Origin of the sequence: Desulforegula conservatrix Mb1Pa (assembly GCF_000426225.1) — a bacterium.
Classification (GTDB): Bacteria; Desulfobacterota; Desulfobacteria; order Desulfobacterales; family Desulforegulaceae; genus Desulforegula; species Desulforegula conservatrix.
The window spans coordinates 38,717-54,888 of sequence record NZ_AUEY01000022.1 but is presented as its reverse complement, the minus strand read 5'-3'; the positions used below and the strand labels follow the sequence as shown (position 1 = coordinate 54,888).

16 protein-coding genes are annotated in these 16,172 nt (G+C 42.5%); 5 read left to right on the top strand and 11 right to left on the bottom strand.

Features of this window, described 5'->3' with window-relative positions:
• The 4 genes from K245_RS0110150 to K245_RS0110125 form a co-directional block, all read right to left on the bottom strand.
• The coding region (locus K245_RS0110150; RefSeq protein ID WP_027359204.1) for a helix-turn-helix domain-containing protein at positions 1–205 on the bottom strand (205 nt) is incomplete at its 3' end.
• A 501-nt stretch (positions 206–706) separates the two neighbouring features.
• Positions 707–1,432 (bottom strand): substrate-binding periplasmic protein, encoded by a 726-nt coding sequence (locus K245_RS0110140; RefSeq protein ID WP_156906765.1) that lies wholly within the window; start codon positions 1,430–1,432, stop codon positions 707–709.
• Positions 1,433–1,530: 98 nt separating this feature from the next.
• Positions 1,531–2,262: a substrate-binding periplasmic protein gene (locus K245_RS0110130; protein ID WP_027359202.1), complete on the bottom strand. Its 732-nt coding sequence runs from the start codon at positions 2,260–2,262 to the stop codon at positions 1,531–1,533.
• A gap of 291 nt (positions 2,263–2,553) precedes the next feature.
• Entirely contained in the window at positions 2,554–3,225 is a 672-nt protein-coding gene (locus tag K245_RS0110125; protein WP_027359201.1) for a type 2 periplasmic-binding domain-containing protein, read from the bottom strand.
• A gap of 483 nt (positions 3,226–3,708) precedes the next feature.
• Between K245_RS0110125 and K245_RS0110120 the strand changes: the two genes are divergently transcribed.
• The gene (locus K245_RS0110120; RefSeq protein WP_027359200.1) at positions 3,709–3,996 is read left to right on the top strand and encodes a DUF503 domain-containing protein; all 288 of its coding nucleotides are present in this window, start codon (positions 3,709–3,711) and stop codon (positions 3,994–3,996) included.
• A gap of 81 nt (positions 3,997–4,077) precedes the next feature.
• Here the strand turns inward: K245_RS0110120 and metK are convergent, their stop codons facing one another.
• From metK to K245_RS23880, 7 genes are all read right to left on the bottom strand, one after another.
• The gene (gene metK / locus K245_RS0110115) at positions 4,078–5,241 is read right to left on the bottom strand and encodes a methionine adenosyltransferase (protein WP_027359199.1); all 1,164 of its coding nucleotides are present in this window, start codon (positions 5,239–5,241) and stop codon (positions 4,078–4,080) included.
• Between the two features lie 47 nt (positions 5,242–5,288).
• Positions 5,289–6,140, bottom strand: a complete 852-nt coding sequence (gene panC / locus K245_RS0110110; RefSeq protein ID WP_456297551.1) for a pantoate--beta-alanine ligase — start codon at positions 6,138–6,140, stop codon at positions 5,289–5,291.
• Between the two features lie 280 nt (positions 6,141–6,420).
• Positions 6,421–7,311 carry a M48 family metalloprotease gene (locus K245_RS26555; RefSeq protein ID WP_051284023.1) on the bottom strand — a complete coding sequence of 297 codons (891 nt, stop codon included), beginning with the start codon at positions 7,309–7,311 and terminating at the stop codon, positions 6,421–6,423.
• Positions 7,308–7,802 carry an SH3 domain-containing protein gene (locus K245_RS0110100; RefSeq protein ID WP_027359197.1) on the bottom strand — a complete coding sequence of 165 codons (495 nt, stop codon included), beginning with the start codon at positions 7,800–7,802 and terminating at the stop codon, positions 7,308–7,310. Before K245_RS0110100 ends, K245_RS26555 begins: the two co-directional genes overlap by 4 nt.
• A gap of 116 nt (positions 7,803–7,918) precedes the next feature.
• Positions 7,919–10,147: a sensor histidine kinase gene (locus K245_RS0110095; RefSeq protein ID WP_051284022.1), complete on the bottom strand. Its 2,229-nt coding sequence runs from the start codon at positions 10,145–10,147 to the stop codon at positions 7,919–7,921.
• Positions 10,148–10,591: 444 nt separating this feature from the next.
• Positions 10,592–11,272 (bottom strand): acyltransferase, encoded by a 681-nt coding sequence (locus tag K245_RS28485; RefSeq protein WP_156906764.1) that lies wholly within the window; start codon positions 11,270–11,272, stop codon positions 10,592–10,594.
• A 110-nt stretch (positions 11,273–11,382) separates the two neighbouring features.
• Positions 11,383–12,423 carry a prenyltransferase/squalene oxidase repeat-containing protein gene (locus K245_RS23880; protein ID WP_035276939.1) on the bottom strand — a complete coding sequence of 347 codons (1,041 nt, stop codon included), beginning with the start codon at positions 12,421–12,423 and terminating at the stop codon, positions 11,383–11,385.
• A 329-nt stretch (positions 12,424–12,752) separates the two neighbouring features.
• On the opposite strand from K245_RS23880, the gene K245_RS0110075 reads away from it, so the two are divergent.
• The 4 genes from K245_RS0110075 (at position 12,753) to K245_RS0110060 (ending at position 16,170) form a co-directional block, all read left to right on the top strand.
• Positions 12,753–14,135 carry a sigma-54-dependent transcriptional regulator gene (locus K245_RS0110075; protein WP_332248661.1) on the top strand — a complete coding sequence of 461 codons (1,383 nt, stop codon included), beginning with the start codon at positions 12,753–12,755 and terminating at the stop codon, positions 14,133–14,135.
• On the top strand, positions 14,136–14,702 hold the full coding sequence (rsmD, locus tag K245_RS0110070) for a 16S rRNA (guanine(966)-N(2))-methyltransferase RsmD (RefSeq protein WP_027359192.1): 567 nt from the start codon (positions 14,136–14,138) through the stop codon (positions 14,700–14,702).
• Between the two features lie 66 nt (positions 14,703–14,768).
• On the top strand, positions 14,769–15,266 hold the full coding sequence (gene coaD, locus K245_RS0110065; RefSeq protein ID WP_027359191.1) for a pantetheine-phosphate adenylyltransferase: 498 nt from the start codon (positions 14,769–14,771) through the stop codon (positions 15,264–15,266).
• 1 nt (position 15,267) lies between these two features.
• Positions 15,268–16,170 (top strand): selenium metabolism-associated LysR family transcriptional regulator, encoded by a 903-nt coding sequence (locus tag K245_RS0110060; protein WP_027359190.1) that lies wholly within the window; start codon positions 15,268–15,270, stop codon positions 16,168–16,170.
• The last annotated feature ends 2 nt before the right edge of the window (positions 16,171–16,172 follow it).

The window sequence follows — 16,172 nt, the reverse complement described above, 5'->3', positions numbered from 1 at the left end:
CCAATCCTGTTTCATCATTCCTTTTTCCACGATCAAACAGTTCTGAGGCATTCTGTTCAAGCTCTTTCTTCCAGGCTGATATCTGATTGGAATGCACACCAAACTGATCGGATAATTCCGAGAGGGTTTTGTCTCCCTTCAAAGCCGCTAACGCCACTTTAGCCTTGAATGCTGGTCCGTGATTTCTTCTGATTCCTTTTGCCATTCTTCTGCTCCTTTTTTTTGATGTTCTAATAAAGCAGATTTTCACTTAAATGGCTGTCCAATTTTTCCAGACCAGCTCTAAATACAGGAATAAAACTGAACCTGAATACATTAATTTTAAAGCCTGTATAATATTTTATAATAGCTTACACTTGACAATAAAAATCCGCGCCTTAATTTCTCCTTAAAGACAGCGACCGCAATGCAGCAATGAATAAAAGCTTTAAAAGCAATAAACCATAAAATTTAAAGCCCATTATTTGTGCGGCGCGAAGGGTTTAATTTTATCAGGAGGTGTATTATGTTTTTTGGTCTATTCAGAACTAAAAAAACGGATATGGAACGCCTTTTTGAAAACGCGGAAGCAGAAATTGAAATATAGGTCCGCTTAAAGGCTCACGGAAAATTAATTAATCAAAACACAATGTGCGGGATGACATTCATCCCGCACATTTTTTATTAAAAAGCAGAATTTATCACATAGCCGGAGTAATATGCCTATTCACAGTTTGCCCTCTTTTTTGAGCTCTTCATAGGCGTTCATGAGTCTGTCCATGATCTGCTGGGCATCCGGAAGTGTCTTTGCAATATGGATATAGAGAGGAAGTTCTGTTATCGGTGCATGGGACAGGTCTGAAAGCTTAAGCTTGGAAAGAGCTTCGCCGGCAGGTTCAATATAATCCAGAACAAACCCTGCCCTTTCCATCTTTAACATCATAAATGCTGACTCGTGGGTTTTTGCCGGCTCCAGAACAATATTATTGGCAGGATCTTCAAGAAATTTTATTACCCCGCCATAATTATAACCGAATATGGTTATTACGGATTTTCCTTTAAGTTCATTAAGACTCTTTGGCAGCGGAATAGATTTGTTCATAGAAAAAACATGGAGATTTATCTCAGCCATTTTTTTTGGGCTTACAATAGTCTTTCCTTCATACTCGCTAACACCAAGTGTTCCAAGCCATATATGTGTTATCCCTTTGCCTACATTGGAATAAAGACGTTTTGGAGGATATCCGGCAAGCGTGTACTCAATCCCTGCCCTGTCAAATATTTTGACAAGCATATCGACAAGCAGTCCGCCTTTTACTTCTTCATTTTTGCCAAGAATATAATAAGGAGGAAAATCAAGCATCCCGATTTCCAAAGGTTCAGATATGGCAGACTGTTCCATGCAGGCGACAAAAAAAAATATTAATAAAAAACATCTTTTTTTTAAAGCCATGAATTCCCTCCGTTCCCAGGCAGGAGAAACCCTTATGTTTTGTGATCATCAGGGCCCGGATGCCATGATTTAAAAAACAGACATCCAGGATTTTCGAATTATTTTATTTTGCCTTCTGCCTTTAGCTCATCGTAGGCTTTCATGAGTTTATCCATGATTGCCTGGGCGTCCGGTACCTTGTTGCTTATGTGTATATAAATCCCAAGGTTTTTAATGGAGTTTTTCTTGATATCAGGAATGTTAAGCTTTGCAAGAGTCTCTGTTGCAGGTTCCCTGTAATCAAGAACAAACGGAGCCCTGCCAGCCTGGAGCATCTTGAAGGCTGACTCATGTGTCTTGGCAGGTTCGGCTTTAATGTTGTTCTGTGGATCATTCAAAAATTTTAGTGTTCCGCCATAATTATAGCCAAAGATTGTTATTACTGACTTTCCTTTAAGATCATCGACTGTTTTTGGCAGCAGATCAGCAGAACCAAGTGTGTAAACCTCGAGATTTATCTCTGAGGTCTGCTTTGGACTTACTATTGTCTTTCCCTCATATTCCGCGACTCCGAGCGTACCCATCCAGACCTGGGTCGTGCCGTCTCCGACATTGGTGTAAAGTCTTTTTGCTGGATATCCCTTTAAAGTATACTCAACCCCTGCCCTTTCAAAAACCATTTTCAGCATATCGACATAATAACCGCCTGTGATGGTTGTGTCATTCTCCACATTATAATACGGAGGAAAATTGAGGGCGCCTATTTCAAGGGGCGCTGAATATGAATAGGTTGCCAGACAAAAAACAGATAAAACCATTGACACAAGTATTCCGGAAAGCTTTTTTTTCATAAATATCTCCTTTTTTGGGGGGATGGCGACAAACAAGAAAAGTTAAAAAGACAATAACGCAATAGACTTATGAGTTACACAACCTAATATGCTTACAACTTATTTAAACATTTTTTAGTGTTAACCAATATATCATAAGTTTACGGTAAAGGTCATTATTATTGACAAGGTCGCAAAAAATCCGATTTATGTCATTCTGGCGCAGGCCGGAATGACGACGCCTTCATTATTATTACTTCAAGCTGCTTGAGCTGGAAAATGGATGAGCTGCTGCAAGTTGCGTTGTCATTTCTAAAAATGCCCTTCAACCTTAAGCGCTTCATATGCCTTCATGAGCTGTTCCATGAGTTTTTCAGGATCAGGGGCTTTTTTAGAGACATATATTTTGACATCAACCGTGCTTAAAATATGGGATTTGAGATTTTTTATCTTCATATCGGAAATCGTCTTTTCAGCAGGTGTCTGATAATCCACGACAAACCTTTCAAGACCTGAAGAAAGTCTTTTAAAAGCTGTTTCATGGGATCTTACACGATCAAGAATGATACTGCGTGAAGGCTCGGACATTTTTTTCAGAAGGCCTCCATAATTATAACCGTCAATCACAAGCACCCTTTTTCCTGAAAGCCCGTCAATTGAAGAGGGCGGTGAAACTGATGACGGAGTGTAAACAAGGATATTTGCCTCGGCAATTTTTCTTGGACTTGAAATGGCTCCGTTAACCGGAGTCCCCATCCATATCTGGATATCTCCATTTTCAATACCTGAAAAAAGCTCGGCAACCGGATAAGCCTGGATAGAGTATTTCAGGCCGGCACGTTCCATCATTCTTTCCAGAATATCAGTATAGACACCGCCTTTCACCTCTCCACCCTCCACAATATAATATGGGGAAAAAGAAATTACTCCGGCCTTAACAACTTCGGAAAAAACCGGTCCTGCCCAGAACAGAGTCAGAATCATTAAAAACACCACTAATGCAGAAACGCTGATAATGCCTGATAAAGTTAATCGCATACCTAATCTCTAAATAATTAATATTTTTTTAAAATAACGGAGCTTCAAAAATTGACAAGGTCGCAAAAAGTCCAATCTTCGTTTTTCCGCCGCAGGCCTGAATCAAGAAGTATCTGAAAATACAAAGATGCCGGATCAAGTCCGGCATAACGATTAAGCCATTTTTTGACTTTTTGCGAGATCATTAATAATTAAATTCAAATTATAGACTGAAGGCAGACACATGCAACTTATATCAACAAAAAAATGTGTTACCAGATGTTTTCAGCCATGGTACTTAAGACAAAAAGCGCATTTATAGCACTGATATTCATATAAAAACACGAACAGAAGAGTTTGAAACACTTATAAATATAATTTACAGATGATATCCACCACAGTATAAACAAACACATCTGCTAACTGAAATAAAACTGGGAGTCCCATAAAATGGTGGTAGGCATAGGCTCAATGACATTCCGGCTCCACGGCGTATTCTCCCTTAAAGAAAAACGCGGTATAGTCAAGTCCATGATTGCGAGGATTCAGAACAATTTCAACGTATCCGTCGCTGAAGTCGGCTCAAATGACAACTGGGAAAAAGCTGAAATAGGCTTCTCAATGACCGGAAATGACGGTCGGGTCATAAATTCCAAGATGGATAAGGTTTTCAATTTTGCCGAGGAAATGGGCCTTGCGGAGATGACAGACTCCGGAATGGAAATAATCAATTTATAGTTTCTGGCTTCAACCCTTGCCAAATAAAAGGGGAAGCCAGACTTCAAGCTTCCCCCCTTAAATTATCCGAATAATCAGGGATTAAACGCCAACAACATCCCTGAGTTTTTTGGCAAGATCAGTTTTTTCCCAGCTGAATTCAGGCTCGGTTCTTCCGAAATGCCCGTACGCAGAAGTCTGCCTGTAGATAGGTCTTAAAAGATCAAGCTGCTTTATTGTTCCCGCCGGCTTGAGCTCAAAAACCTTTCTTACGGCCTGGGCTATTACATCATTTGGAACAATGCCCGTTCCCATTGTGTTCACAAGAACAGACACAGGCTCTGCAACACCGATTGCATATGCAATCTGGACTTCACAGCGTTTTGCAAGGCCAGAAGCAACTATATTCTTTGCGACATATCTGCCCATGTAGGAAGCGCTTCTGTCAACCTTGGACGGATCTTTCCCTGAGAAACATCCGCCGCCGTGACTACCCTGTCCGCCGTAGGTGTCAACGATGATCTTGCGGCCCGTGAGTCCGCAGTCGCCCATAGGTCCACCGACTACAAATTTTCCTGTCGGATTGATGAAATATTTTGTTTTGTCATCAAGCATATGGAGTGGAAGAACCTTTCTGATTACTTCTTCCATTACAGCTTCCTTGACCATGGCATGGGTCGCTTCAGGCGTATGCTGGGTAGATACGACGATTGTATCTATTCTTTTTGGAATATCATCTTCATATTCAATGGTGACCTGGGCTTTTCCGTCTGGCCTGAAAATTGAGGCTCTGCCTGATTTGCGGGCATCGGCAAGGCCTTTTGTCAGCTTGTGGGCCATCATAACTGGCATTGGCATGAGTTCAGGAGTTTCGTCAGCAGCATAACCAAACATAAGCCCCTGGTCACCTGCACCCTGCTCCTTGTTTTCACCCTCATCAACTCCCTGGGCAATATCAGGAGACTGCTGATCAATGCTGGTTATTACAGAACATGTCTGCCAGTCGAATCCCATTTCAGAGGAATTGTAGCCAATATCCTTAATGGTCTGTCTTACTATCGAAGGCATATCAACATAGCAGCTTGTGGTGATCTCACCCGCAATAAAGGCAAGGCCGGTTGTCACAAGTGTCTCACAAGCAACCCTGCATTTTGTATCCTGGGCCATTATGGCATCCAGAATAGAATCGGAAATCGCGTCGGCCACCTTGTCAGGGTGACCCTCAGTTACGGATTCCGAAGTGAAAAGAAATTTTTCCTTGCTCATCGGTTTTTCCCTTGATGATTATTGATTAATGCCACTGGCAGAGTGAATTAATTATTACTGCCAGAAGGCGCCAGTATCGTGTTGTCAATCAGCCTTGTGCTTCCGATTATAACCGCCAGGGCAAAAAGGCATGGTTTATCAAGGATACTGACATCTTCGAAAGTATCCGGATCCACCACGGCAAGATAATCTATTTTTGCCCCAGGCTGGGTTTTTATAATTTTTTCAGCTTCGGATATTATCTCCGAAGTATTTTTAATTCCCGCTGCAACCAAGTCACGGGCCTTGCACATTGCCTGATAAAGACAAAGCGATGATTTTCTCTGATCTGCGGTCAGATATGAATTGCGTGAACTCATTGCAAGCCCGTCAGACTCCCTTAGAATCGGTGCCCCAATGATCTCTATATCAAAATCAAGATCAAGCACCATTCTTTTAATAACAGCGAGCTGCTGAAAATCCTTCTGGCCGAAAAAGGCAAAATGGGGTTTGACCATATTAAACAGCTTGGTTACAACTGTTGCAACGCCCCTGAAATGACCGGGCCTTGAAAGTCCGCAGAGATGATCAGGGAGTGTTTCCAGGTTAACATATGTTTGATAGCCTTTTGGATATATGTCGCCTGGTTTTGGAGTAAAAACAGCATCAACTCCTTCTTTTTCTGCTATTGCAAAATCACCCTCAAGATTTCTCGGATATGCGTCAAGATCCTCATTAGGCCCGAACTGGGAAGGGTTTACAAAAATACTGAGTACAAGTACATCGGCTTTTTTCCTTCCAAGTCCAAGAAGGGACGCATGGCCTGCATGGAGAAATCCCATCGTAGGGACAAAAGCAATCGTCTTTCCCTCGGCCCTGACAGAATTGCTGAAAGCCTGCATTTCTTTTGGAGTATTGATTATTCTGATGACACACCTCCATATGAAAAATTTCTGAGATTTAAAGGGAACTTAGTAGAACAACATAAAATAAAAGTCAACCTGACCATTTTTGATAACATCTCAAAAAGCCCGATTACCGTCATTCCTGCGAAGGCCGAAATCCAGAAGTCCCTAAAAAAACAAAGATGCCGAATCAAATCCGGCACGACGCCGAAGCCCTTTTCTGACTTCTTGCGAAACCATCATTTTTAAATCTTGGCAAACAAGTTTACCTTGAATGTTCCTAGCATATTGCTGTTTATCTGCCAAAAGCATCCTCAAAACGTTTTTTTCTTGAATCAAAGGCCTGGGCAGCAACTCTGCCATCTGTGGCATTTTCAGGCTTGTCTTCCTGTGCCAGCATTTCGAGCCTCTTCATTCTTCCGGCAGCTCCGGGATGTGTTTTGAAAAAGCCCTGGTGGTCGGACTTCTCCCTTTCTCCATACGCTGCAAGAACTCTTTTAATGGCGCCTGAATCATAGCCTGAAGCACCAAGTATTCTTACTGCCATTCCATCTGCGGCAAACTCCTGATCCTTGCTATAGCCATTAACGACTATGGTACTGACAATATCATTGACCGAGTTTTCAAACACTCCGACTATCTTGCCAAAGCCTTCGGAACCATATGTCCTGGCTGCGGCAGATCCCAAGATGGCCGCAAGCTGTGTCCATCTTGAAGTTTGGACTGAATTCATTCCATCTTTATTATTTACGTGGGAAACTTCATGGGCAAGAACCGCTGCCAGTTCATCTTCTGTTTTAAGCATATCCAGAAGGCCTTTTGTGATGAAAATTATTCCTCCGGGACAGGCAAAGGCATTAATCTCTTTTGAGTCAAGAATTGCAAAATGGTAGCCGCCATAGGTTTCAGGATTATCCGAATGCATGGCCACGGAATTTCCCACAAGATCCACGTATTCCGTATGCTTTGGATTTGTGTATAATTTGTATGATTTCAAAATATTAACGCCAACGCTTCTGCCCAGATAATATTCCTCGCGTTCATCCAGAACCTCGGTGGCTTTTATGGCCCCTTCAGTAACGGCTATTGCTGGAACTGCATATTTTGTGGTCACTTTTACCGCTTCCATACAAGAAGAAAACAGCATAAAAAAAAGCATGGTGGATATAAGGGTTATTTTTTTCATTTCGGATACTTTAACCCCCCTTCTTTCATAAATTTGCTAATTTTTTGAAGTGGCGTTTCCTTATTAACTATTTCATCTATCTGAGCGTAATTCAGGGAAGGATCATTTTCGCCCATTTTTTTTTCAACATCAGGGGTAAAACCCTTACCAGCCAATGCTACTTCATGATTTTCCTTTTCAGCATCCGGATCTATGTCAGCGCCAAGCATCACAGGCGTGTACACCATCTTCCTGCTTTCCGAGACAGCGCTCTGATGAATCCAGCCTTCTGTGTCCTTATACCGTACATTAAGCCATTCATTTTTCTTTCCAATTACCTGGAGCGTCTCGTCATAAAAAACCTTGGCCTTAATCTGGGAATAGAATCGATCCGACTCCCTGATATAATTCTCTTTTGTTTTGACCCTGGCTATTTTTTCGGCCTCACCAAAGCATGTTACGGCAAAGATTAAAAAAACCGAAATAAGCACAAACAATTTGTTAATATTCATACTCGTTTTCCTCGGTAAGGCAGTGAAGTGGTTATTGTAAATAATCATAAAGGTTCAGAATCATATAATATTCCAGAAAGATTGCCATTTAGTCACAAAAAAATCAAACAGAGAAATCAAACCGGAAATTCCATAATAAACCTCGCCCCATTGTGAAAACCAGTCTGCGCCCTTATGACGCCTTTATGATCCGAAACTATGGAATTGACGATTGTAAGGCCAAGACCTGTGCCTCTTCTTTTCGTCGAATAATAAGGTTCAAAAACCCTGGTTTTCTCGGAGTCAGGTATTCCGGGCCCTGTATCTTCTATGTCGAGTCTTGCTGTTCTGGTCACAGGATCATAGGAATGTATTATATATATGGTTCCTGTGCCATTCATCGCTGAAATTGCATTTTCAAAAAGGTTTATCAACGCCTGCTTTATCTGCTGCTGATCAAGATTAATGGCAGGAATACCTTCACTTATTTCAAGAATGAAATTTATATTGCTGTAATTCTGATGATACAGAGCAACCGTGTCTGTTATTATGTCCGAAAGTATACAGGGCCGGAGTACAGCTGCCGGGAACCTTGCGTATGTTGAAAACTCGTTTACAAGATTCCTTATCAGATCGACGTGGGTGATGATTGTCCTGGTGCACTCATCAAAAACGCTTTCATTAAGCATCTCAGGGTATTTTCGTCTCAATCTCTGGGCTGAAAGACTTAAGGGGGTCAATGGATTTTTTACCTCGTGGGCAATCCGTTTTGCCACCTCTCTCCACGCAGCCATTCTCTGGGCTTTTTCAAGCTCCGTAATATCATCAAGAACTGTTACGATACCAAGATGATTGCCTGATTCATCCGCAAGCGCGCTGCAATGGGCGATAAAAATTCTGGGAGTCCCGCCTACCATGACATTCATCTGGAACTCAACACCCTTGGCAGGAGATTTTATAGCCTGATTGATCTTTTCCTCAAATTCGGGGTTATCCGGAAAAAGAATTCTGTACTCCCTTCTCAAAATTTCAGAGCTTGCTATTCCAAGCATTCTTTCGGCCGAAGTATTTACAGTGGCGACAAACCCGACCGGATCTATTGAAATGACTCCTGCGGAAACATTTTTAAGAACTATCTCCATATACCTGCGACGCTCTTCAATTTCCGCGTTCTGCTGATGAAGCATTCTGCTGCTTAGGGAAAGCTGCTCCCTGGCAAGGCCTATTTCCCTTGTCATTCTGTTAAAGGAATCCACAAGGCCACCGATTTCATCATCTGACACAGGCTCTATCTGGAAATTAAAATCACCTTCTGCCACCCTTTTGGTTCCTTCAGCAAGCTCCATGATGGGTGTAGTGATTGTTTTTGCGAGGTAGAATGCGAACCAGATTGCACAGAAAACCACAAGAAGGGCAACAATGGTCATGATAAGATAATAGATATTTTCAGCCGGCTCTTTAAGCAGAATTGTTCGTCTGTATTCCTCCATTCCCTGATTAACCTGGGAAAGACTCCTTGAAAGCGCGATTGGAAGACGGGTTGATACAGCTATATAACCGGACAGCTGTTTTTTGTCATTTTTGCCGTACACAGCGCCTGTTGTTCTTACAATTTCATACTTGCCTATTTCCTCACGGATTGACCAGATATCAAATTTTTCCGAGTTTTTAAGAAGCGCTCTTGCTGGTATTGAATCTATCTGAATATTCTGGGTCATTATCCCTTTTGTGACGGCAAACCGGTTCTCAGATGCATCATAGACCTCCAGCGCATCAAGTCCGTATTCTTCGAGCATTTTTGAAATAAAGACAGCTATCGTTCCATCTTTTCTGAGATCTTCGTCTGCTCCGGGCCGTTCCTTGCATTCTTTAATTATTTTATCAAGGACGTAGGCGTTTTCCTTTTCAATATAATTGTAAAATTCCTGGCCTGACTTGAATGAATTTTCAAGAACAAGTTCTATGGGGATATTGAACCAGAAAGCTATGCTCTTTGATATGAAGTTTATGGAAAAGAAAAAAAGCACAATGGAGGGCAGGAGAGTAAGTGTAATAAAGGCAATGACCAGCCTGGTTCTCAGCTTTGCGCCGGCTATTTTTCTTTTTCTGTCATAATAAAGCTTTAAAAGATTTCGGAAAACGAGAAAAAACAGAAGAAGAAGAAGAAGAAGATTGACATTGATCAAAATGAACATAAGGATCGTGTTGGAAATGGGAAAAGCTGACCCGAAATCCACCACGCGGCTTTCCACATAAGTAAGAAGACCTACCAAGGAAAGTATCACAACGATCAGAATCAGTTCTCTTTTGCGCTTTTTTTCCTCCTCTGCCTTTAATTCATTTCCTATCTTGTTTTCAAATTCCATTGGATATTGATCGAGCCCTCTTATTTTGGGGTAGACAGATATGCATTGAGGCAGATATCAAACCGGGTGCCTTGTTGTATGAATTTGCCCTAAAAAAAAGCCGATTCGTAAGGTGCTCAAACTCTAAGGCTTTCGCACCGGCTGCGTGTGCCTTCGGCGAGTCGCTTTTTGAAAAAAGCTCCGCAAAAACTTTATGGCTATGTGGTTTAAATCATAACAACGTCTCAAAAAGTCCGATTCTTGTCATTCCGGCGCAGGCCGGAATCCAGAAGCATCTGAAAATACAAAGATGCCGAATCAAGTCCGGCATGACGCAGCCGCCCTTTTTTGACTTTTTGCGAATCCATCAACTCATAAATGACGCAACCATCGTTTTCTGTTTATTATCGGCATCTAAAAAGAACACAGCCAGAATAAATGCCTGACAGTCCAAATACTTAGGAATCAGTCTTTTGTACCTGGTTTTACAATGGATCTTATCCAGTCCAGCACTGAATTATTTTTAAGGGCGTCTCTATCCATAGAATCGAAATCAGCGCTTAGTTTTCTAGGATCTGCGAGCCAGTGAGCCCTCGTCCTCATCTCCCTTGTGGTATCAAGCTGTTTTACCACCCTAGCCGGATTTCCGACAGCAATGGAATCAGGAGGAATATCCGAAACAACAACTGAACCGGCGCCAATTATGCTGTTTCTGCCGATGGTAACACCCTTGCAGACAATACAGCTGTCTCCGACCCATACATTTTCCTCAAGGGTGACAGGCGAAGTGGTTCCTATGGGAGTACCTCTGTCATAAATCTCATGCCAGTCAGCGTCTGTTACATAAACTCCGCTGGCAAGCATGACGCTGTCGTGGACATTTATTTCGGCCGCTGCGGAAATCCTCACACCTGGGCATATGAGACAATAATTACCGATTGTTATGCCTTTAGCATCAGGATTGTCAGACCAGACTGAAAGCCTGACCTTTTTATCCTGGGCAGCTATGAAGGTATTGAAGCTTCCTGCACGAATGGAAGGCCCGAAAAGCTCTATATGCCACGGTTTTATAACTGTCTGGCCAATGCCGTATGAGTCGAATTGAGGACTAAGAAATCTTTTTGCATAAAACTTCTGAAATTTCATATATGCCCTTTTGAGATAATAAGGGCGATGCTCTCTTCTCAATATATTAACCTTATTCTATAAAGATTCTTTACTTGATTCTGCAAAAAGCCGATGAGTGTGGCCTAACATTACCAGCACAGATTTCTGGAACGCCAGAAATCATGGGTAAAGAAGTTGGAGGCCGGGGTCAGTCCGTAAAGGGCGTCAGCAGCCATAAGAACCACGGCATTTGTCCAGGTCAGCTTATCCTCTGGCCAGATGACCATGTCAGGAAAAGTAAAACCGCACCAGTAACTGCCGTCATCATAAGTTCTGCCGTGTATCCAGTTAAAAACTATTTCAGCCTGATTTACATTTCCCATGGCGTGAAGGGCAAGAACGAACTCAGCGCTTTCGGCTATTGTTACCCAGGGCTGGTCAGACACACATCTTATTCCCATGCCTTCCACGACAAATTTCTTCCAGTATTTGTGAAGTCTTTTCTGGGCTTCTTCGCCAGTTACGGCTCCTGCAAGGATGGGATAGAACCAGTCCATGGAAAATCTTGATTTGGTGACGTTGTACGAGTGCCTGCGGTTTTTTAAGGAATCCCCAAGAAGATTGAGTCTTGGCATCCATTCATCACAGTCATGCCCAAGGATACCGGCCATTGTTATCGCGCATTTTGTGCTCATGAATACTGAACTGGAACCTGTCAGGAGAGCCATTGGATCTGTCTTGCCTTCGGGACTCTGGGCCCAGTGGATCTCTCCGTCAGGAGCCTGCATCCTCATGGCAAAGTCAATCCCCGCCTTTACAGCAGGCCAGAGCCTTGCAAGATAATCCTTGTCGCCTGTTATTGTATAATGATGAAGCGCTCCAACAGCCAGATAGGTTGACATATTGGTATCCATGGTTCTGTCTTCCGGAATTCCATTTATATACGAGGCATACCAGCTTCCATTGGGCAACTGTTCATTCAGCAGCCATTCAAAGCCTTTTCTGGCCTCTTTAACAAGGCCGCCAATGGTCAAACCCATTATTGATTCGACCATATCCCAGGGATCTGTTTTCTCTCCTACGCTCCAGGGAATCTCTCCATTCTCTTTTTGGGTGCACGCAATGGATGATGCGACGGTATCAACATCAATGATCAGCCCCTGGGGTTTTTTGGAGGTTTTAAAAGTCATTTGTATCCCTTTCGTAAAAATAAGGCTCCAGGTTCAATTATTTCTGAACTAAAACAGTTTCTGCAAAACCAGGAATTTGCAAAAGGTGTAAATATCAGAGCTTATTGAGGTTTTCAAGAATTTATGATTTCACTTTGAATCTTCTCGCATCACTGTGTAAAAAAATATATATAATCTGCCAAGTTTTAATTTCTAATAAATACTAATTCCATTTTGCATTCAAGATGATACCAAGGCGGCAAGGAGGAAGTCCCGGAGGCGTACGTTGTTTGTACGTCGAGGAACTGACGACGCAGCCAACCCGATAATTCTATTGGGTAGGGGTTTGAATGAAAAATGGAATAAGGAGCAAAATGTTTCCAAGCATACTTATAGTTGACGACGAGGCCTATATAAGGAAAACCCTCAAGGATATTCTGACAGACGAAGGCTTTGAGGTGACAACCGCAGCAAACGGATATGAAGCCCTGAAATCCCTGGAAAAGAACCATCCTGATCTGGCATTGCTCGATATATGGATGCCGGGAATAGACGGAATCGAAACGCTCAAGGAAATAAAAAGAATAGCTCCTGAGCTGCCAGTTGTAATGATTACAGGTCACGGGACTGTAGACACAGCTGTCAGTGCCACAAAATTCGGTGCCTATGACTTCATCGAAAAGCCCCTGTCCATAGACAAGGTTATTATAACCATTAATAATGCCCTCAATTTCAGGCGAATTGAGGAAGAAAACAAATATCTCAAAAGAAAAAACCTTGAAAAAAATTCGATTAGCGGGAAAAGTTCGGCTGTCAATGAACTCAGAATGAATGCCGCCAAGGTCGCGCCCACGGACAGCTCCATCCTCATAAAAGGTGAAAACGGCACAGGCAAGGAGCTCATAGCAAGAACCATTCACCAGATAAGCAAAAGGGCTGACTATCCGCTTGTGACCGTCAATTGCGCCGCCATACCAGAAGAAATGATAGAAACAGAGCTTTTTGGCTATGAAAAAGGCGCTTTCCCTGGAGCCAAGAACAGATACAAGGGAAAACTTGAAATGGCCACTCATGGAACTCTTTTCCTCGATGAAATCGGAGACATGAGCCTTAAAACCCAGGGAAAAATACTGAGGGTTCTTGAAGAGAAAAAATTCCAGCGCATTGGCGGCAACAGAGAGATTGAGGCTGATTTCAGAATAATAGCCTCGACAAACAAAAACATGGAGACAGAAATATCATCCGGCAATTTCAGAGAGGATCTTTATTACAGACTTAATGTTGTTCCGGTCGAAGTTCCTCCGCTGAGGGACAGAAAAGAGGACATTCCGGTTCTTGCCGAAATTTTTCTTTATAAGGCATCAGAGGCATGCAACAAGCCGCAGATACAGTTCACTGACAAGGCGCTCGGACTGCTTGCCGAATACAACTGGCCGGGAAACGTTAGGGAACTCAAAAATCTGGTCGAACGACTCACAATCATGTCATCAAAAAATCTTATAGACATTGATGACATTCCTGTGCCTTATAACGGACAGAAATCATCTGAACTTGCTCCGGCAGAAAACATGAATTCCATCGACAGCGAACTCCTTGAAGATGCCCTCATCAGGTTTGAGACGGATTTTGCTACCCGGCGGATTCAGGCATGTGCAGGAGATACAAAAAAAGCTGCTGCATCCCTTGGCATCACAGAAGAACGTCTCAGCGAACTTTTAGAGAATAAAAAATAAATGAATCTCAGAATCATCAGCGGAAGCCTGAAAGGGAAAAAAATAGCGTCTCTTCCGGGTCTCTCGACACGCCCAACATCTGACAAAGTGAGGGAGGCCATATTCAGCATCATTGGTCATGAAATAAAGGGGGCTTCCTTTCTGGAGCTTTTTGCAGGTACAGGAGCAATAGCCATTGAAGCATTGAGTAGAGGTGCAGATAGTGCCGTTCTTATTGAAAACGGATTATCAGCAGCAGAAACAATACGCAAAAATTTAGAACATTGCGGCATAGCTGATAAGGCAAAGCTAATAAGATGGGATATTGAAAAGAATTTAAACTGCATCAAAGACATGGATAATAAATTTGATATGGTTTTCCTTGACCCTCCATATGAAAAAAATCTTGTAAAAACGACTCTCAAGCACCTTGGCATTTGCGGATCAATTGCGTCAGAAGCATGCGTAATAGTACAGCATTCAAAAGATGAACCTATTGATCTTAAAGGGATAGAAGAATTCTACTCCATGGAAAAAGACAGACGGTACGGCAAGAATATTGTCTCTATCCTGAGATATATGGTATGAACATGAAAACCAAAACAGTCGGCCTTGTCTGGCTTCCTTAAATTACAATTTCAAAAAGCAGACTATATGGAAAGAATCGCAATTTATCCTGGCTCATTTGATCCTCTCACAAACGGTCATATAGACATAATTGAAAGATCCCTGTGTATTTTTGACAGGGTAATAGTCGCTGTCCTAAAAAACCCCAACAAAAAGGGACTTTTCTCTGTAGAGGAAAGAAAAGAGCTGATAAGGCTGAGCCTTCCTGACATGCCCAATGTGGAAGTCGATTCTTTCGGAGGTCTTCTTGTTGACTATGCAGTCCAGAAAAACGCCTGCGCGGTGATAAGGGGGCTAAGGGCCGTGTCTGATTTCGAGGTTGAGTTCCAGATGGCCATGATGAACAGAAGACTGAATAAAGATGTGCAAGCCATTTTTCTCATGACCGGTCTGAGATGGATTTTTACAAGCTCATCTGTAATAAAAGAGGCTGCGCTTTTTGGAGGTGATGTCTCATCCATGGTCACCCCGGTCGTCAATGAAAGACTCCTGATAAAAATAGCATCCATGCAGGCAGGACAATAAAATGGATCTTTGGCAACTTAATATTTTTCTCAAGGTAATCGAACTCAAAAGCTTTTCAAAAGCGGGTAAGGCGGTTCATCTTTCCCAACCGACAATAAGCAGCCATATCAAGGATCTTGAAGACTATCTTGGCTGCAAACTGATCGACAGGATGGGAAAGGAGGCCGCGCCGACAAAATCAGGAGAGCTTCTTTACTCATACGCTAAAAAGCTTATCAATCTTAAAGATGAAACCGAAGCTGCGATGGCTGAATTTCAGGGAGCAATAAAGGGAAACCTGAAAATAGGCGGCAGCACAATTCCGGGAGGTTATATTCTCCCAAGGATCGTTGGAGGATTCATCAAAAAATATCCCGGAGCAAAAATATCCCTGAACATTTCTTCAACCGATGAGATTATTTCCCACATACTTTCCGGAGACTTCGAGCTTGCTGTTGTCGGTGCACAGACATTGGACAGGAAAATATGGCAGGAAAAAATAATCGAAGACGAACTATGCCTTATAACCCCGCCTGACCACCCATGGGCTGCCAAAGGCAAAGGGCCTGTTTACGCAAAAGAACTGAGCAGCGAGCCTTTTATAATGAGGGAGACCGGCTCAGGAACCATGAAATCATTTTTGTCCCATATGGAAGAAAAAGGCGTTTCCAGGGAAAACCTGAATATCACTGCTGAAATGGGAAGCACCGAGGCTGTTAAAGAAGCTGTTAAAAGCGGACTCGGAGTAAGCATTATTTCAAGACTTGCCGCAGCTTCAGAAATCAAGGCAGGGTCTCTTTCAGCAATTGATATCGAAGGAATCAGGCTTTCAAGGAGTTTTTATCTAACTGGTCACAGCGAGAGAACCCAGTCGCCAATTTGCCGGGCATTTAAAGATTTTGTTCAGGAGTGGTTTAGAAAATAAAT